General features: G+C 62.3%; 15 protein-coding genes. 8 read left to right on the top strand and 7 right to left on the bottom strand.

The features are described from left to right. Positions 1–2: 2 nt before the first annotated feature. Positions 3–1,013 carry a LacI family DNA-binding transcriptional regulator gene (locus CO671_RS09260; RefSeq protein ID WP_097605674.1) on the bottom strand — a complete coding sequence of 337 codons (1,011 nt, stop codon included), beginning with the start codon at positions 1,011–1,013 and terminating at the stop codon, positions 3–5. A 315-nt stretch (positions 1,014–1,328) separates the two neighbouring features. Between CO671_RS09260 and CO671_RS09255 the strand changes: the two genes are divergently transcribed. The 5 genes from CO671_RS09255 to CO671_RS09235 all read left to right on the top strand — a co-directional run bounded on the left by CO671_RS09255 (position 1,329) and on the right by CO671_RS09235 (position 7,389). Further along, on the top strand, positions 1,329–2,315 hold the full coding sequence (locus CO671_RS09255) for a sugar ABC transporter substrate-binding protein (protein ID WP_097605673.1): 987 nt from the start codon (positions 1,329–1,331) through the stop codon (positions 2,313–2,315). Between the two features lie 172 nt (positions 2,316–2,487). After that, the gene (locus CO671_RS09250; protein WP_097605672.1) at positions 2,488–4,008 is read left to right on the top strand and encodes a sugar ABC transporter ATP-binding protein; all 1,521 of its coding nucleotides are present in this window, start codon (positions 2,488–2,490) and stop codon (positions 4,006–4,008) included. Beyond that, a complete protein-coding gene (locus CO671_RS09245) occupies positions 3,992–5,014 on the top strand; it encodes an ABC transporter permease (protein WP_097605671.1) in 1,023 nt (340 codons plus the stop codon). Before CO671_RS09250 ends, CO671_RS09245 begins: the two co-directional genes overlap by 17 nt. 334 nt (positions 5,015–5,348) lie before the next feature. Next, a complete protein-coding gene (locus CO671_RS09240) occupies positions 5,349–6,494 on the top strand; it encodes a right-handed parallel beta-helix repeat-containing protein (protein ID WP_097605670.1) in 1,146 nt (381 codons plus the stop codon). 94 nt (positions 6,495–6,588) lie between these two features. Beyond that, a complete protein-coding gene (locus CO671_RS09235) occupies positions 6,589–7,389 on the top strand; it encodes a Ku protein (RefSeq protein WP_097605669.1) in 801 nt (266 codons plus the stop codon). Between the two features lie 3 nt (positions 7,390–7,392). On the opposite strand, the gene ligD is transcribed toward CO671_RS09235, so the two are convergent. The 4 genes from ligD to CO671_RS09215 form a co-directional block, all read right to left on the bottom strand. Next, positions 7,393–9,906: a DNA ligase D gene (gene ligD / locus CO671_RS09230; protein WP_097605668.1), complete on the bottom strand. Its 2,514-nt coding sequence runs from the start codon at positions 9,904–9,906 to the stop codon at positions 7,393–7,395. Between the two features lies 1 nt (position 9,907). Beyond that, positions 9,908–10,759, bottom strand: a complete 852-nt coding sequence (locus CO671_RS09225; RefSeq protein WP_097605667.1) for a Ku protein — start codon at positions 10,757–10,759, stop codon at positions 9,908–9,910. Between the two features lie 18 nt (positions 10,760–10,777). Further along, positions 10,778–11,008, bottom strand: a complete 231-nt coding sequence (locus CO671_RS09220) for a DUF2188 domain-containing protein (protein ID WP_010025636.1) — start codon at positions 11,006–11,008, stop codon at positions 10,778–10,780. Positions 11,009–11,082: 74 nt separating this feature from the next. After that, complete coding sequence (locus CO671_RS09215; protein WP_097582477.1) at positions 11,083–11,343, bottom strand: hypothetical protein; 261 nt, start codon at positions 11,341–11,343, stop codon at positions 11,083–11,085. Positions 11,344–11,488: 145 nt separating this feature from the next. Between CO671_RS09215 and CO671_RS09210 the strand changes: the two genes are divergently transcribed. From CO671_RS09210 to CO671_RS09200, 3 genes are all read left to right on the top strand, one after another. Next, positions 11,489–11,917 (top strand): OsmC family protein, encoded by a 429-nt coding sequence (locus tag CO671_RS09210; protein ID WP_097605742.1) that lies wholly within the window; start codon positions 11,489–11,491, stop codon positions 11,915–11,917. Positions 11,918–11,959: 42 nt separating this feature from the next. Continuing rightward, complete coding sequence (locus tag CO671_RS09205) at positions 11,960–13,444, top strand: FAD/NAD(P)-binding protein (RefSeq protein ID WP_170964954.1); 1,485 nt, start codon at positions 11,960–11,962, stop codon at positions 13,442–13,444. A gap of 113 nt (positions 13,445–13,557) precedes the next feature. Next, on the top strand, positions 13,558–14,463 hold the full coding sequence (locus CO671_RS09200) for a DMT family transporter (protein ID WP_097605665.1): 906 nt from the start codon (positions 13,558–13,560) through the stop codon (positions 14,461–14,463). Here CO671_RS09200 and CO671_RS09195 read toward each other — a convergent pair. Then, a complete protein-coding gene (locus CO671_RS09195) occupies positions 14,429–16,111 on the bottom strand; it encodes a VOC family protein (protein ID WP_245424963.1) in 1,683 nt (560 codons plus the stop codon). The two genes, CO671_RS09200 and CO671_RS09195, sit on opposite strands and share 35 nt — an antisense overlap. Before the next feature lie 21 nt (positions 16,112–16,132). Next, positions 16,133–17,728 carry a response regulator gene (locus tag CO671_RS09190; RefSeq protein WP_097605664.1) on the bottom strand — a complete coding sequence of 532 codons (1,596 nt, stop codon included), beginning with the start codon at positions 17,726–17,728 and terminating at the stop codon, positions 16,133–16,135. Positions 17,729–17,732 lie beyond the last annotated feature (4 nt).

Here is a 17,732-nt window from a genome sequence, read left to right as displayed (position 1 = left end):
GTTCAGTCGGGTTGCGGGGAAGAGGTGGTTTCCCCTTCCGAAAGTTCGCAGTCGAGCAAGATGGGGTGGCCGATGCCGGGCGTCGGTTGCTTGTTCAACAGAACCGCGACCGCCGCTGCGGCGATCTTCTGAATCGGCTGTTTGACGGTCGTCAGCCGCGGCGTCGTCATGCTCGACAGCGGAATGCCGTCGAACCCCACGATGGAAAGGGCTGCGGGAACCGGAATTCCCAGATCATGCGCCGCTCTCATGCAGCCGATCGCCTGTTGATCCGAGCTTGCGAAGATGGCGGTCGGCCGTTCGCTGCGCGCCCGCGCCAGCAGATAATTTCCGGCTGATCGGCCGCTTTCATAGTCGAAGGCCGCCTCGGCGATCAGCGGCGAGGCTTGAATCTCTCCGCCGTCATCGGGCTGCCCCATCGCATCAAGGTAACCCTTGAGGCGATCATTGGCAGGCACGGAATGTCGGGGGCCCGAAATGAAGCCGATGCGGCGATGGCCGAGCTTCAAGAGATGCTCGACGCCGAGCCGCACCCCGTTGCGGTGATCGGAGGCGATGCCGGAATATCCCGGCATGAGGCGGTCGACGACGACGATGGGCAGAGTCTTCGGCAGCTTGAGCGTATGGAAATTATTGCTGGGAACGAGGATGATCCCGTCCACCTTCCGGCTTGTCAGCTGCCCGATGCGGTCGGCCTCCTTGGCCGCATCGTCAAACGACGTCATGACGATGATGTTGTAGCCATGACTTGCCGCCGCCTGTTCGGCCGACTGTACGAGTTCGGAGAAGAACGGATTGGTCAGATCCGGGATGACGATGCCGATCAGGCGGCTGACCTTGCTGCGCATGCTTCGCGCCGACGGGTCGGGCATATAGCCGAGGTCGTCGATGATGCGTCTGACGCGTGCCCTGAGCTCATCCGTCACCGAAGGATGGTCATTCAAGACCCGTGAGACGGTTCCGGTGGAAACACCGGCAAGCTTGGCTACGTCTCGAATTCCGACCTTTGGCATAATGGAAGAACATGTCCCTTCATCTTCATTTTCGGGACGCCCGAAGGCGCCCGAACGAGCTTTCAGCTAATGGTCTCCAGCGCCTTCGTCAAACGTGATGACATTTCCATAGCATGGGGATGGTTCGCATTCAATGGAAACGGTTCATCGCTGCAGCCTGCAAAGGGCGGGGATCAGTCTGATTTTCGCCGCTTCCCTCCGATTTCCGGTGCCTTGACAATCGTTTCCAGCATTGTTACCCAATTGATGTTGGAAACGGTTCATCCGCGAAGGCACTCAGGTGAGGATAGGCCCGGAACCGTTCGGAGGAGAGAAATGTCCCATTCTACAAAGCGTGATTCCGTCCTGATGAGTGCGCCGCGCCGTGCGGCATTGAAGCTTGGACTTGCCGGCACCCTGGTGCTCGCCCTGTCCTGCGGCTTGTCGCCCGCGTTTGCGGCCGACAAGCCCAAGGTCGGCCTGATCATGAAGTCTCTGTCCAATGAGTTCTTCAAGCAGATGAAGGCGGGCGCCGATAAGTATGCGGTTGAGAACAAGGACAAGTTCGACTTCAAGGCCGTCGGCATGAAGGACGAGCGTGATTTCGCCGCCCAGGTCGATGCCGTCGAAAACTTCGTGACGCAGAAATACGACATCATCGTCGTTGCCCCGGCCGATTCGAAAGCGATGGCAACGCCGCTCGCCAAGGCCGTAAAGGCCGGCGTCAAGGTCATCAACATCGACGTGCCGCTCGACGCCGATGCCAAGAAGGCGGCCGGTATCGATCTGGCCTTCTTCGGCCCCGACAATCAGGAAGGTGCCAAGCTTGCCGGCGACGCGCTGGCCAAGGATCTGGGCCCGGGCGCGAAGGTTGTCATCCTCGAGGGCAATCCCGAGGCCGACAATGCCAAGGAGCGCAAGGAAGGCTTCATGGACTCCGTCAAGTCGGGCAAGCTTGAGCTGCTCGACAGCAAGACCGCCCATTGGGAGACGGAAGAAGCCAACACCGTCATGACCAATTTCCTGACGAAGTATAAGGATATTCAGGGTGTGATGGCCGCCAACGACTCCATGGCCCTTGGCGTCGTCAAGGCTCTCGATGCAACCGGCCAGGCCGGCAAGATCAAGGTCGTCGGCTTCGACAACATCCCGCCGGTGCAGCCGCTGATCAAGGATGGCAAGATGCTTGCCACCGTCGAACAGTATGGCGCGCAGATGGCGGTCATGGGCATCGACTATGGCATGCGTGAACTTGCCGGCGAAAAATTCACCGGCTGGGTCAAGACCGACATCAAGCTCGTCACTGCCGGCGACCTCAAATAATTGAAATTGTCGGCTTGATGCCACAGGAGGCGCCGGCCGCCGGCCGGCGCTGACCGCTGCCAACCGATTGCATGATGATCGCTGCGAATGAGGCTCATTGCGGGTCTCGCAGACTGCGTATTGTGCGGATGGTGGCCATCTCGAATTTCAACGGATCGTGCACGAGGTGGACGTGTCAGACGCAGCAGACGACTACATCTTGAAGCTGGATGGGATCGGCAAACGCTTCCCGGGCGTCGTCGCCCTTCGCAATGTTTCCATGCGGATCGGCCGCGGCAAGGGCCACATCCTGCTCGGCGAGAACGGCGCGGGTAAATCGACCCTGATCAACCTGCTGGGCGGCGTCTTCAAGCCGGATGACGGCCACATATCGTTTGACGGCAAGCCCTATCATCCGGGCTCACCGCTGGAGGCCTTCAAGGCCGGCATCCGCGTCATTCACCAGGAACTCCATCCCCTTTCCAATCTCACCGTCGCCGAAAACCTGCTTTTCGAACATCTCCCGCGCCGATACGGCCTGGTGGATTACAGGCAGATGAACAGGCGGGCGGCGGAACTTTTGGCGGAAGTCGGCCTCGATGTGGCGCCGACGACGCTCGCCAGCCGCCTCAGCGTCGCGCAGCTGCAGCTGCTCGAGATTGCCAAGGCGCTCTGCTACGAAAGCAAGCTGCTCGTGCTCGACGAGCCGACGGCGACCCTGACCTCCAAGGAAGTCGACCGGCTGTTCGAAATTCTGAAGCGGCTGAAGGCGCGCGGCGTCACGACGCTTTACATATCCCACAGGCTCGAGGAGATTTTCGAAGTCGGAGACGATGTCACGGTGCTGCGTGACGGCCAGCATGTCATCACCCGTCCGCTGTCCGGATTGGCGATCCCCGACATCGTCGAGCTGATGGTCGGACGGACGCTTTCGGATCATGGCATTTTTCGCAGCGACAGCGCCGTGTTCGGCGAAGCGCTTGGCGTCTCCGCCCTGAAGGTCACGCGCAACAGCCCGGAACTGTCGTTTTCCGTCGCCAAGGGAGAAATCGTCGGCATTGCGGGCCTTGTCGGCAGCGGCCGGACGGAGGCGGTGCGCGCCATATTCGGCGCCGACGCCAAAGCCGGCGGCGAAATTCGCGTTGACGGCGAGCCGGTTGCGATCAATTCGCCCAAAGACGCGGTTGCCGCCGGCCTGTGCCTGGCGACGGAAGACCGCAAGCTGCAGGGCCTGATGCTCGACATGAGCTGCGCGGAAAACGCCACGGTGACCGATCTCGGCAAGATCTCCCGCAAGGGGCTGATCAGCCGAAGGGCGGAGAACGAGCACACGCAGCGCCTCGTGCGCGAGCTGCGCATAAAAACCCCGTCGATCCATCAGATGGTCAGGACGTTTTCGGGCGGCAATCAGCAAAAGGTCGTGATTGCCAAATGGCTGTTCCGCGGTCCCAACGTGCTGATTTTCGATGAGCCGACCCGCGGCATCGACGTCGGCGCCAAGGCGGAAATCTATGAACTTCTGTGGAAGTTCGCCGCCGAAGGAAAGGGCGTTCTGGTCGTCTCCTCGGATCTGCCGGAGCTCATCGGCATCTGCCATCGCATCATCGTCCTGTCGGACGGCAAGATCGCCGGCGAAATAGCGCGGGATCAATTCGAAGAGAGCAGGATCCTCTCACTCGCTTACAAGGAGTACAGTCGTGTCCGGCAACATTGAAACCAAGATCGAAGCGAAAGAGACGGGCTTCTGGGACAAGCTCATTCGGATCTCGATGAAGGAGGCAGGCGTTGCCATCGCCCTCGTCCTGATCCTCATATTCTTCTCGGCGACAGCGCCCTATTTCGCCACGCCGGAGAATTTCCTGAAGATCTTCGTGCAGATCGCCATCAACACCGTGCTCGCCTCGGGCATGACCTACGTCATCCTGGTCGGCGGCATCGATCTTTCGGTCGGTTCGCTGCTCGCTCTTTGCACCGTCATCGGCGCGACGATCATGATCGACCCCAGGCTCTCCCCCTGGCAGGCGATCGTGCTGGCCTCGCTCGCCTCGATGGGCACCGGCGCGATCCTTGGCGCCATCAACGGCTGGGTCTGTGAAAAGTGGAAGCTTCCGTCCTTCATCGTCACGCTCGGCATGTTGAATGTGGCAAGCGGCCTGGCACGCGTCGTCAGCGACAACTCCACCATCACCGGCCTGCCGCAGCCCTTCGTCGATTTCGGCAATCTGATCTTCTGGGGCATCTTCCCGTCGATCTTTCTGATTGCGATCGTCGTCGTCCTCGTCGGCTGGTTCGTCTTGCGTTACACGGTCTTCGGGCGTTTCGTCTTCGCGATCGGCACCAATGAAGAGGCCGTGCGGCTGTCGGGACACGAGCCGAAACGCTACAAGATCGCGGTGTTCACCATCTCCGGCCTGACCGCCGGCATTGCCGCCATGGTCTATCTGCTGCGCCTCAACGTCGGCAGCCCGGTTGCCGGCATCGGTTATGAACTGAATGCGATCGCCGCGGTCATCATCGGCGGAACCAGCCTCTCGGGCGGCAAGGGTTCGATCGTCGGAACGCTGGTCGGCGCCTGCATTCTGCAGGTGCTGTCGACGGGGCTGCAGCTGCTCGGCGCCGACGACAACATCAAGCCGATCGTCATCGGCGCCGTCATCGTGCTTGCGGTTATCCTTGATAGCTATCGCGGCCGGCTGATGCGGATACTCGAGACCCGGTGACCGATTGCAAGACTTTGGCCTTAGAACAGGATGATTTTAGGCCCGGTCGACCTAAAATCTGAATCCTGTTCTAAATTAAAGAGTTAGAGCATGATGTCATCCGAAAACCGCTCACATTTTTCGGCGTCATGCTCTTGAGATCGCATGACGGCCTGCGAAGTGAAGCAGGCCGTCAAACTCCTGCCACATGCCCTGCATTAATTCGGCGCGACTGCGTGTTTCTTAAATCGGAATTGATTTAAGGATAAGCCATGCAGCAGCTCAATGCGCTACCGCATCCTTGCGCCTCTGAGAAGAAGCGCAGTGCCCAGGTAATCGCGCCGATGGAGATCCGATGCCCGCAATCCTGCGAAAGAAATCTCATGGCGTCTCCACGCGGGCGCAGGTCATCGACGGTGCCGAGGATATCGGCGTCGCCTATCAGGTGTTTTCCGATACGGTGGTCGAAGACGTCGTCGTCAAGAACTCGCCGCGCGGCTTCAAGTTTCACAACGGCAAGAACCTCGTCGTCAGGCGCTGCGCAACGGAAAATGTCAGGGGCGACGGCATCTATCTGACGAAGACGTCGAACGTGCTTCTGGAAAACAACCGCATGGGCGCCGCACCGGGCGACGGCGCCGACTGCTGCCAGTTCGCCTATCAAAACAGCGACGACAATATCAGCTCCGATATCGTGATCCGCGGCAACCTCTTCCTGCAGTCGCCGACAAGCGCGTCGAACAAGGGCGCGCTGGTCTGTGATAAAACCCGGAGATACCGCGTCGAATACAACTTCATCGGCGGCAAGAATTTCTCCTTTTCGTCGATCGGCGACGATGCCGTGGTGCGTAGCAACATCATGCGTGACGGCAGGATGAACGACTATTCCTTCGGCTACGGCATCGGCGACAAGGTCGGTCATGCCGGCCATCACCTCTACGACAACTGGATCGAGAACAACAATCGCGGCATCAGCCTGAGTGGCTTTTCCGACCAGGAGCGGGCATTCCGCAAGGATATCGATATCCACGACAACGTCATCAGCGCATGCGACGTCGCCTTCTTCGCCAATCGTCCGTGGTCGGGCAGCCTCCGGCGCAACATATTCATGCGGTGCCGGCAGGACGTCCTCTTGAAAGGAACGGGCGAAGCCACCGCCGGTCAGATTGATCGCAATTATCATAATGACGGCAGCTTCCTGAACGTTACGCCGCCGCCGCTTCGCTTCAATGCCGACGGAAAAGCCTCCGTCGCCTCGGGTGAATGGACATCCGAGCCCGATGAAATCGTGATCCAGTGGCGTGACAAGGGCGTGGATATCCCAGGCGCCAACCGGCCTTCCATTGCCGTCGAGCCCGGCATGGAATTGTCCTGCGTGCTGCTCGCCCGCAAGGGCCGCAACTGGATGCTGGCGATCGCCGAGGCCGCCTATGACGAATTCACGCCGCGCGCATGGCAGGAGAAAATGCTCCCCTGGCAGAAGCGGTATCTCACGATCTGAGCGCCGCACCGCCGCCGATCACGCCCGGCCCGGAACCAAAGGCCGGCTTTACCGTTGATTGCCATGCCTCACCGTATCGGGAGACGGGACAGCCATGGCACGCCAGACATTCTGGAAAGGTTATCTCAAGCTCTCGCTCGTCACCGCTTCCGTCTCGCTGACGCCGGCGACGACCGACAGCAACAAGGTGCGGTTCCACGTCCTCAATCGCCAGACGAAGAACCGTGTCGAAAGCCGCTATGTCGACAGCGTGACCCACAAGCCGGTGGCCGACAGGGACCAGGTGAAGGGTTATCCGCGCGGCGAGGACGATTATGTTCTCCTCGAGGACGAGGAGATCGAGGAGGTCGGGCTGGAAAGCACCCGCACAATCGATATCGACAGTTTCGTGCCGCGCGGCTCGATCGACTGGATCTGGTACGACAAACCGCATTTCCTGGCGCCCGAGGACAAGGTCGGCGTCGAAGCCTTCTGCGTCATCCGCGAGGCGATGAAGGCGAACGATGTCGTCGGCATTGCCCGTCTGGTGCTTTATCGCCGCGAGCGCGCCGTGCTGCTGGAGCCGCAAGGCAAGGGCATCATTCTCTGGACCCTGCGTTATGGCGACGAGGTGCGCGAACCCTTGGCCGAGATCGACGACAAGGCAAAGATCGACAGCAAGCTTTTGACGCTGATGAAGCAGCTGGTGAAGGAAGAGACCAAGGATTGGAGCCCGACCATGGTGCAGGACCCGATCCAGAAACGCCTGAAGTCGATGATCCGCGGCAAGCAGAAGAGCTTGAAGCAGGCCGCCCCCGCCAAAAAACCGCCGCCGGTGAAATCGACCGGCAACGTCATCAACATCATGGACGCGCTGAAGAAGAGCCTGGCGGAAGGCGGCGGGAAGCCGCGGTAATTGCTATCGTTTCCTCGTTTCCAGCGGTTTCGCCGCCGCGAAAAATCCATCCCAGGGATCTCTGGGCAGGGCGTCGAGCCGCGTCGGCGTATTGTCGACGGTAAAATAGGCCGGCCCGATGTCGGAGGTCAGCTCGCTCCATTCCAGCGGCATCGAGACCGCCGCGCCCGGTCTTGCCCGCGTCGAATAGGCCGCAACTGCCGTATTGCCGCGGCCGTTGCGCAAATAATCGATGAAGATCCTCCCCTTGCGCTTGGCCTTCGTCGCCGTCGCCAGATAGCGGTCGGGATCGTCGGCCGACATGCTGTCGGCCAGCCATTTGGCAAAGGCCTTCACCTGCACCCAGCCGGCTTTCGGCGTCAGCGGCGTCACCACATGCAGCCCCTTGCCGCCTGAGGTCTTGACGAAGGCGGCGAGACCTTCGGCTTCCAGCCGCGCCTTTAATTCGTAAGCCGCGGCTATCACATTCTCCCACGCCACCTCCTCGCCCGGATCGAGGTCCATGGTGATCATGTCGGGTTTTTCCCAATTGTCGGTCGTCGCGCCCCACGGGTGGATTTCAAGGACCGCCGACTGCACCAGCGCCACGACGCCATCGAAATCGGTGATCCGCAGCAGCTTCTCGCCCTGCTTGTCCTTCGGATCGATGATCTGCTCGATATGCGGGTTCATGCCCTTCCAGGCGTGTTTCTGGAAAAACCGCTGCCGGCCATTGATCCCGTCCGGCAGGCGCAAGAGCGCCAAGGGGCGGTTGACGACATAAGGCGCCATGAAGCGCCAGACCTGGGCATAATAATCCGCCAGTCCCTCCTTGGTAACACCCTCGTCCGGCCAGTAGATGCGGTCGGGATGGGTGAGCGCCACCGCCGATTTCGGCAGGGGACGGGCCGCGGTCTTTTCCGTCTCGCGGGTCACATCCTTGGCGGGCTTGTCTTCACGCAGGCCGCGGAAGGCGGCATGGCGCAAATTGCCGTCGGCCGACCAGGCGCGGAACTCGACTTCGCCGACCAGCTGCGGCTTGACATAGATCAGCCCGCGCCGCTCCTCGGCGGTGAGCTTGTTGTCGAAGGCGCTCTCGTTCTGCCTCATCCGTGACAGTTTCTCGTACAGCATCTGCGCGGTTGCCACCGTATATCCGGTACCGACACGGCCGACATGCTTGAGCTCGTCACCCTGGTAATAGCCCATTGCCAGCGAGCCGATCGCATCCTTCATCGATGTCGACGGTACATAGCCGCCGATGACGAATTCCTGCCGGTGCGAGCATTTCGATTTGATCCAATCGCCCTTGCGTCCCGACGTGTATGTGCTGTCGCTGTGCTTTGAGATCACGCCTTCGAGGCTGAGCCGGCAGGCATGGTCGAGCACCAGCTCGCCGCTTTCGTTGAAATGCGCGCTGTACCGCAGCTTGCCGTTATCACCGGGCAGCAGGCTTTCGAGCAGCTGCTTGCGATCGATGAGCGTCACACCAAGCAGGCTGTGGCCGTCGAGATGGAGAAGGTCGAAGGCATAGAAGACGAAGCGATCGTTGCGGCCCTCGCTCAGATCGCGCTGGAGCGCTGAGAAATCCGAGGCGCCGGTATCGCGCTCGACGACGATCTCGCCATCGATCACTGCCGAGCGCACCGGCAGGGCGGCAAAGGCCTGAAGCACCTCCCTGCCGAATTTCGCCGTCCAGTCGAGGCCGCTGCGGGTCAGCATGCTGACTTTGCCGTTCTCGATCCTGACCTGCAGCCGGTAGCCGTCAAACTTGATCTCGTGGATCCAGTGATCGCCCGCCGGCGGCTTCGGTTTCAGCTTGGCCAGCGCCGGTTCGATGAAATCGGGCATGGCGCTTTTGCGCGCACCCTTGGGCCATTTGCGTTCTCGGGGTACTGACGGCTTCGCCTTTTGCGCCGGCTTCTTGACGGCAACCGCCTTGCCGTTTCCGGATTTGGAGTTCCAGGTCGCATCGGGATTTTCCGCCACCTCTTCGAGCTGCCGGCCTGTTTTGGCCGATTCCGGCCGTTCCTCGAGAATGTCGCCGCCGTCATGGCGCGCCTCGGCGTCGTCCCCCTTGATCAGCAGCCAGTTCTCGCGCTTCTCCTCCGGCCGGCCGTGCATGCGCACGAGGTGCCAGCGTCCCTTCAGCTTCTCGCCGTCGAGTTCGAATTCCAGATGGCCTTTGCGGTAGGCCTTGTGCACATCGCCGAGCGGCGTCCAGGTGCCGCGATCCCAGACGATGACGGTGCCGCCGCCATATTGTCCCTTCGGGATGATGCCTTCGAAATCGCCATAGGACAGCGGGTGGTCTTCGACATGCACGGCCAGCCGCTTGTCCTCCGGATTGAGGCTCGGCCCCTTCGTTACCGCCCAGCTCTTCAGCACCCCATCCATTTCCAGCCGGAAATCATAATGCAGCCTGGTGGCGTCGTGCTTCTGGATGACGAAACTGTTGCCGCTGCTGCGGCCCTTGCGCCCGCGCGGCTCCGGCGTGAGCTTGAAATTGCGCTTCGCCTGATAGGTCTCGAGAGCCATCTCAGCCTGCCTTCTTCTGGCTGTCGCTGCGCGCCGGCGCCTTCTTCCTTGCCGGCGCCTTCTTCGTCGCACCCTTGCCGCTCAACCCGGCGCTCTGGCGCAGCGCCTCCATCAGATCGACGACCTTGCGTTCCGGCGCCGGTTTCTTCTTCGGCGGCGCCCGGCCCTCGATCTTCGCCTTCACCAGTTCGACGAGAGCGGCTTCGTAGCGATCCTCGTAGGCACTCGGGTCGAAGCTGCCGTGCTTGGTTTCGATGATGTGGCCGGCGAGTTCGAGCATCTCCTTGTCGAACTTGATGTCGGGAATGTCCTTGAAGACGGTGTCGGCCGAGCGCACCTCGTAGTCGAAGTTCAGCATGGTCGCGACGATGTGGCCGTCATGGGGCCGGATCAGCAGCGTTCGGTTGCGCCGGAAAAGCACAGCTTCGGCGAGGGCTGCGACCTTGCCGTCGCGCATGCCGCGGACGATCAGCGACAGTGCTTCCTCATCATGTTCGTCGACGGGTGCGAGGTAATAGGGACGGTCGAAATAGAGCTTGTCGATATCGTCATAGGCGATGAACGCCTTGATATTGAGCACCTTGTCGCTTTCCGGCATGATCTGGGCGATTTCGTCGCCTTCGATGACGATGTATTCGCCATTCTCCATCCGGTAGCCCTTGACCTGATCGTCCCGCTCCACCGGCTTGCCGGTCTCGCTGTCGACGAATTGTCGTTCCACCCGATGGCCGGTTCTGCGGTTGATGATGTTGAAGGAGACGCGGTCCGAGGAGGAAATCGCGGTATAGAGCCCGACGGCGCAAGCAAGGTCGCCTACCTTCAGATGACCTTTCCAGCTTGCCCGCGCGGCCATTCCATCCTCCGTGACAAATCAGAGCCGACTGCTGCTCTTGTCGGTTTCGAGCTCCTGGAATGCCCAGCCGCCGTCGGGTGAGGGGTAGGCGAGCAGCGCGTCGCCATCGCCGATCTTCTGGCGCGACGCGGCGTCCTTGGCGCGGACGATCGCTTCGTCGGCCGTCGCATAGGTCTCCGACAGCGTGTCGCCGAGCTTGTAGGCCCAGCCATTGTCATGCGGGACGACTTGATAGGTGATGTCGGCCATTTCGGATCTCCTCTTCTGCGACCTCTTTTGCGCATTCGGGCCTCAGGACCGCTGCGCAGCTTGGTTGGAATTGCTTAGTTCCGATTTGGTTTGCGCCTTTCATCGAGGGCGATGATCTTCTCGAGCGAAGCGATATCCTCGCTGGTGACGACGGGGACCGGATCGGCCGCAATCGCCTCCAGCACTTCCTGCGAGATGGCGCCGTTGCGGATCGCCCATTCCAGCGTCTCGCGTGTTTCCCGCTCGGCCTTCAGCTGCGCATAAAGCGCGACGATCAGCCGGTCGCGGGCGTCCATCCGCCGGTCCTGACGATCCATCTTGCGGACATGCGGCATCACGGTGCACCTTCGTTGCTGATTTCGCTCCGGTGTAATCAACTGATGACGGATGGAAAGGTTCCGTGATCGAGCGTCGCCGGCGCCGTTGCGGGCGAATGCGGATCGCACTATCTCTGCGAGGTTGTTGTCAGAGGATTTCTTCATGGCTGATCTCAAGGCTCGTCCCCGTCCGACCGGCGCCACCGCCACCCTCGGCCGCACCGGTTTTCCGCATGTCACCTCCACCACGAGAGGTGAGATCGATATCGTCACCGCGCCGTCGCAGCCGGGCTTCAGCCCGCTCGATCTGCTCTATGCCTCGCTTTCCGCCTGCCTCGTGCTCAGCGCCCGCATCGCCGCCAGCCAGATGGGCGTTCTCGACAGGATCAGCGAGATCGCTGCCGACGTCACCGGCGAAAAGGCGACGGAAGGGCTGTCACGCGTTGCGAAGTTCAACATCGTCTTCTCGATCAAGGGCGATATCGACGAGGAGACACGCAGCAAGATCGTCCATGCCGCCGAAGACGAAATCTGCACGGTCAGCAACACCATCCGCGGCAATCCCGAATTCTCGACGACGATATCGGGCTGATATGCACACATAGACAAGCGCAAACGGAGGATTGCGCGGGCAATCCCCGGCTTCTATGCTCAAGCTATCGAAGCAACGGTCTCGGCCATCATGCAGCCCAAGCCTCTGCCGACGTCCGGAAAACCCGTCGTCGCCATTATCGGCGGTGGCGTCTCCGGCGCGGGCGTCGCCTATCATCTCGCCCGGGCGGTGGACGACGCGCACGCCGTCATCGTCGTCTTCGAGCCGCGCGCCGAGCTCGGTCGCGGCCTGGCCTATGACACGGACGACCCGGCCCATCGCATCAATGTTCCGGCCGCCAAGATGAGCCTGCAGCCTGACGACCAGGGCGAATTCCAGACCTGGATCGACGCCCGCGACGCCGTCGCCTGCGACCCCGAGGCAAGGCGTTCCGACGGCCAGATCTTTCCTCGGCGTCGGCTCTTCGGCGACTATGTCGCCTCCCTGCTGAAATCGTTCCTGGACGACGGCAGCGTGCGCCATTGCCGCGCGGCCGTGACCCATGTCGAGCGCCGGGCCGGCCGCTGGTCGATCCGCGACGACAAGGGCGGCGTGACGGAAGCCGATATCGTCGCGATCGCCACCAGCCATCCGCCGCCGGCCGCTCCCGGCCGGCTTACAACCCTTCTGGCCGCCCATCCCCGCTTCGTCGCCGACACGACGAAGCCGGGCGCGCTCGACGTCATCCGTCCCCACGACCGGGTGCTGGTCATCGGCAACGGCCTGACCGCCGCCGACGTCATTGCCTCGCTTGCCGGGCGCGGACATGATGGTCCGGTGACGGCGATCTCGCGCCGTGGCCTGCGCTCGCGCGGGCATGCGTCGGTGCCGCAGCCGCTCTATGGCGATTTCGTTGCCGATGCGGCTCCCACCGCCGTTTCGCTGCTGGCGGGAATCCGCGCCGCCATAGACGCGGCGAAGGCGCAGGGCATAAGCTGGCATGGGGTGATCGATCAGGTGCGGGCGCAGGGATTTGATCTCTGGCAGGCGCTGCCGATGCCCGAACGGCGCCGTGTCGTCCGCCATCTGCGTGCCTATTGGGATGTGCATCGTTTCCGCATCGCGCCGCAGGTGGAAGCCGTGCTCGACGCGGCGATCGTAGCCGGTCGTCTCGAAATCCTCGCCGGCTCCGTCGCCGATGCGCGTATCGAAGGCGAACGCATTGCGTGCACCCTGCAGCCGCGCCACCGGCGCCAGCCGTTGGAGCGCAGCTACGACGCCGTCGTCGTCACCACCGGGCCGGCCCATGGCGGCATTCTCGAAACTCAGCCCTGGCTCGCGGCGCTCGCGGCAAGCGGCCACTTGTCGCTCGATCCCGCAGGCCTCGGCCTTGCCTGCACCGAGCGCTCGGAGGCGATCGGCCCGTCGGGGACCGCGGACCCTTCGCTATTGATCTCCGGTCCCTTGGCGCGCGGCACCTTCGGTGAACTGATGGGGCTGCCGCAGGTGACCGAGCATGCTTTCTTCGTCGCGACCGAAATCGCCGCAAAGCTGCGGCTGGCCGCGCCGAATACGCATCCCGCCTGATTTTCCATTTCGATGTCGCTCATCGGCTGTCCCCGGCGGTCGACTTCTGCTACGCACTCGGCAATCAGTGGCCCGCTGCCGGTGTTCGGGCGGCGATCGGAAATATCGAGATCATGTCGCAGACCGCTTCCACCCTTTCCGAGGCCTCGCCTTCCAATCGTCTCGCTCTTGCGGCCCTCGTTCTCGGCGGCGCGGCAATCGGCGGCTCGCCGATCTTCGTGCGGCTGTCCGAGGTCGGGCCGATGGCCACCGCCTTCTGGCGCGTGACGCTGGCGCTGATCCCGATCTTCATCGTCTCGCTGCTGAAGAAGAATGCCGGACCCAGACCGCAAAGCCTTGCCGACTCCGGCATGCTGGTTCTGCCGGGCGTCATGCTGGCGCTCGACCTTGCCGCCTGGCACCTTTCGCTCACCATGACCTCGGTCGCCAACGCGACGCTGCTTGCCAATCTCGCGCCCGTTTTCGTCACGCTGATCGCCGTCCTGTTTTTCAGGGCGAGAACCAGCAGCGTCTTCCTGTTGGGGCTGCTTCTGGCGCTTGCCGGGGTCGTTATTCTGAAAGGCGGTCCGGCAGGGCTCGGCAATGGCGATTTGAGCGGCGACGGCGCCGCGATGATCGCCGCCTTCTTCTATGCCTGCTATATCCTGGCGATCGGCAGGCTGCGCAGTCGGTTCGATACGATCCGCATCATGCTGTGGAGCACGGCATCGGCTGCCGTCTGCATCTTTCCGATAGCCTTCTTCTTCGAAGGCCAGATGCTGCCGGCCACCCTTTACGGCTGGTCGATGCTCTTCGGCCTCGCCTTCATCAGCCATGCCGGCGGCCAGGTGGCGATCACCTATGCGCTGGCCTATCTGCCGCCCGCCTTTTCATCGCTGACGCTGCTGCTTCAGCCGGTCGTCGCCGCGATCCTCGCCTGGGCGCTGCTCAATGAGGCGATCGGGACGATGCAGGCGCTCGGCGCCGCAGTGGTGCTTGCCGGCATCATGGTCGCCCGAGCGTCTCGCTCGTCGGCTTGACCGCTTGCTGCTCCAGTGGCGGGGGATCATCGCCCATACTCTGGAGCAGCCACTTCTGGATGATCGGCACATCGGCATCACCGAGGTCGTGACCGCCGGGGATGACGTCGGAATCGACAGTGGCGCCCGAACTCTTCAGCCTCTCTTCCAGTTCGCTCGCATATTTGCCGTAGGCATCCGTCTTGCCGCTGATGACGAGCAGGTCCGTGCCCTTGAGATCGGCATGCGGATAGTCGCTGAGGACAGGCATGGAGCGCAGCAGCACCGCCTTGTGAACGAGGTTCGGATGCAGATAGAGCAGCGAGTTCAGAAGGTTCGCGCCATTCGAATAGCCGACATAGACGACCTTCTTCGGATCGAGCCCATAAGATTTGACGGCGCCTTCGATGAAGGCCGCGAAGGCCTCCGCCTCGGTCTTGATGTCGTTCTGGTCGAAGGAGAAGGGCGTGATGCGCTTGTACCAGCGCGGAAAACCCTCTTCCGTCGCACGGCCCCGCACGCCCATGAGGGTTGCGCGCGGCGCCGCCTTGTTCAGCAGCGGCATCAAGGTCGTCTCATTGCCACCTGAGCCGTGCAGCAGCACGAAGACACTGCCGTCGGGATTCGGCGGCGTGTAGAAGCGATGGACGAAGGGCAGCTCGCGGTAATTGATGCGCGGTTGGCCGGGCATCGAAAATTGCGGCAGAATCACCTTCAGGTCGTCGAGATTGGTGATCGCTTCCGGCGGCGCGAACAGCTTGCTGCCGAGGGCCGCATGCTCTTCGTCAACAATCATGCCGGGCTTGTCGGTTGCCAGCTCCACCAGCGTGCCGCCCGGCTCGCGGGCATAGAGCGAGCGGAAATACTTGCGGTCGTGCATGTTGGTCGGCGATGCATCGGTCTTCTCCAGCGCCTTGGATACCGAACGCAGCGTCTCCTCGTCGGGGGCGCGGAAGGCGACATGATCGACGGTGCCGGTGCCCGGCGCCCCCGACCAGAAGCCGCGCGCATCGCGTACGTCGATGACGTCGCCGGATTGCGAAACCAGCCTGTCGATCGTGCCGCGGCTGGCCTGGAAGCGGTAACCGAAATGCCGCTCGAGAAAGCCGCGGCTGTCGGCGGGTTTTTCCGTCAACATGGTCGCGCCGCGCACGCGCTGGACGGCATGTTCGACCGGGATCGAGGCGCCGTCCCAGGCTGCCGGCGATGTGAGGTTCTTGGCGCCTGCGAGCTTGAGGATGATATTGTCGGGGTCTTTCAGCCGGAGAACAGGCTCGCCGAATTCGTCGGCCGGCCCCTCGGAGCGCAGGCCGAAGCTCATGGCGCGCGTCAGCCAGTAGCCGATGCTCGCCGGATCGATCGCCAGCGAAATCTCGCTGATCTGGCCGTAGCCTGCCCGGCCGGGGGCGCCGTCCTCCCAGACGAGGAAGCTGACGAGCGAACCCGGCGTCCCCGCCGCATCGCCGTAGAAGATATGGAGCTGCGTCGCGTCCTCGTAACCGGCCGTCTGCTTGACGAGCCGCATGCCGAGGAAGCCGGCGTAAAAGTCCACGTTTGCCTGCACCTTTCGGGTGATGGCCGTCACGTGATGTATGCCTGATACCATCGAGAGCAGTCCTGATTGAAGCGGCGTCGTCAGGAGCGCGAGTATGAAAGTTGCGAAGATCATACCGTTGCCAATGACCACCGCTTAGTTTTGTTCCGCACAAAGCGCAAGCAAATCGCCGCGCTGCAGCAGTTCCAAATGATCGACATCTTCGAGGGCCTCTTCCAGTTGCTGCAGGGTCGGCGGCTTGACCATATAGGCGCGCGCGCCGAGATTTCTGGCCCGCTGCATGTCGGTCTCATCGCTCGAGGTGCTGAGAATGCAGACGGGAATCCGTTTCAGACGGGCGTCGGCCGACAGTGCGTTCAGCACCTCGAAGCCGTCCATGATCGGCATGTTGATGTCGAGCAGCATCAGGTCGATCTGCGGCACGTCGGCGATGCCGGCGCGCTCTTCGAGCAGCCGCATCGCCTCGCGTCCGTTGGTGGCGACATGCAGGTTGAAGGTCACCTTCTCCCGCCGCATCAGCTTGATCTTCAGAATCTGGATGTCGGCCGGGCTGTCTTCGACGAGCAGCACTTCGGCAAGCCTGCCGGAACCTTCGCCCGGCTGCTCCGCAGGCTTTGCGCTGGGCGGAACGGCCGATGCGGCCGGCGGCGCGGGCCGCGCCGCGGCGAGCGGTATTTCGACGATGAAGGTGGCGCCAGGCCCCTTGTCCGGTTCGCACCAGATCGCGCCGCCATGCAGCTGCGCGATGCGGCGGCAGATGGCAAGGCCGAGCCCGGTGCCCTCGATGCCGCGGCCGACCAGCCGCTTGAACGGCTGGAAGATCAGCTCGCGGTGCTGGGGATCGATGCCCGGTCCGTTGTCACGCACCGTCAGGCGGCAGCTATCTCCCTGCGCTTCGCCCGAGATCGTCACCTCCGGAGCTTTTTGATCGCAATAGCGGATGGCATTCGACACCAGGTTCTGCAGAAGCTGGGTCAGCAGCGTCGCATCGCCCATGACCTCCGGCAGCGCCCCGCGAATGATCGCGGCGCCGCGGCTCTCCATCTGCTGGCGCAGATTGTCCTCCACCTGGTTGAGTACATCGGACAGCGCGACCGGCGTCAGCTCCGGCCCGCCATAGGCTTCGAGCTTGGTGAAACCCGAGACCTTGACGATCAGGTCTTCCATATGGTCGGCGGCGCTCAGCACATAGTCGAGCAGTTCCCGGTCTTCGGCCGGAAGTGCCGCGGAACCGTGCAGGATGCGGCTGAAGGATTTGATCGTCCGGAGCGGCTCCTTCAGATCATGGGCCATGGCGCGCGTGAAGATCTCGAGCGATTGCCGCTTCTGCTCCAGCTGTGCTTCCAGCATGCCGTGCATGATGGCGTTCTGGATGCAGCGATGCAGCGTTTCCGGCGAAAGCGAATCTTTGGTGAGATAGTCGCGCGCGCCGGCTTTCATCACTTCGACGGCGACGGTCTCGCTGCCCTGGCCGGTCAGCATGATGACATTGGCGGCAGGGTCGTCCTCCAATAGATCGGCAAGCACGCCGAGCCCGTCGCGCCCCGGCAGCGAATAGTCGAGCAGGATGCAGTCCGGCCGCTTGCGTCCGTTTAGCGCAAGGCCCTCTTGGCCGGTTTCCGCCTCGACGACGGTGTAGGCGGTGCTGGAGACGCGGCCCAATATGCGACGATAGACCTCGCGATCGTCGATATTGTCGTCGATGATGAGAATGCAGCAGTCTTCCGCCAAAGCG

It is taken from the genome of Rhizobium sp. M10 (assembly GCF_002531955.1).
Lineage (GTDB): Bacteria > Pseudomonadota > Alphaproteobacteria > Rhizobiales > Rhizobiaceae > Rhizobium > Rhizobium etli_C.
Note: the sequence above shows the minus strand (reverse complement) of the source record. Positions and strands in the feature narration are given on the sequence as shown.

What these genes read in the sequence shown, in the direction of transcription:
- CO671_RS09260 (WP_097605674.1), bottom strand. Translation starts at nt 1,013, where the DNA reads ATGCCAAAGGTCGGAATTCGAGACGTAGCCAAGCTTGCCGGTGTTTCC.
- CO671_RS09215 (WP_097582477.1), bottom strand. Translation starts at nt 11,343, where the DNA reads ATGCCGCATGTCCGCAAGATGGATCGTCAGGACCGGCGGATGGACGCC.
- CO671_RS09200 (WP_097605665.1), top strand. Translation starts at nt 13,558, where the DNA reads ATGTCGCAGACCGCTTCCACCCTTTCCGAGGCCTCGCCTTCCAATCGT.
- CO671_RS09235 (WP_097605669.1), top strand. Translation starts at nt 6,589, where the DNA reads ATGGCACGCCAGACATTCTGGAAAGGTTATCTCAAGCTCTCGCTCGTC.
- CO671_RS09255 (WP_097605673.1), top strand. Translation starts at nt 1,329, where the DNA reads ATGTCCCATTCTACAAAGCGTGATTCCGTCCTGATGAGTGCGCCGCGC.
- CO671_RS09195 (WP_245424963.1), bottom strand. Translation starts at nt 16,111, where the DNA reads ATGATCTTCGCAACTTTCATACTCGCGCTCCTGACGACGCCGCTTCAA.
- CO671_RS09210 (WP_097605742.1), top strand. Translation starts at nt 11,489, where the DNA reads ATGGCTGATCTCAAGGCTCGTCCCCGTCCGACCGGCGCCACCGCCACC.
- CO671_RS09225 (WP_097605667.1), bottom strand. Translation starts at nt 10,759, where the DNA reads ATGGCCGCGCGGGCAAGCTGGAAAGGTCATCTGAAGGTAGGCGACCTT.
- ligD (WP_097605668.1), bottom strand. Translation starts at nt 9,906, where the DNA reads ATGGCTCTCGAGACCTATCAGGCGAAGCGCAATTTCAAGCTCACGCCG.
- CO671_RS09220 (WP_010025636.1), bottom strand. Translation starts at nt 11,008, where the DNA reads ATGGCCGACATCACCTATCAAGTCGTCCCGCATGACAATGGCTGGGCC.
- CO671_RS09240 (WP_097605670.1), top strand. Translation starts at nt 5,349, where the DNA reads ATGCCCGCAATCCTGCGAAAGAAATCTCATGGCGTCTCCACGCGGGCG.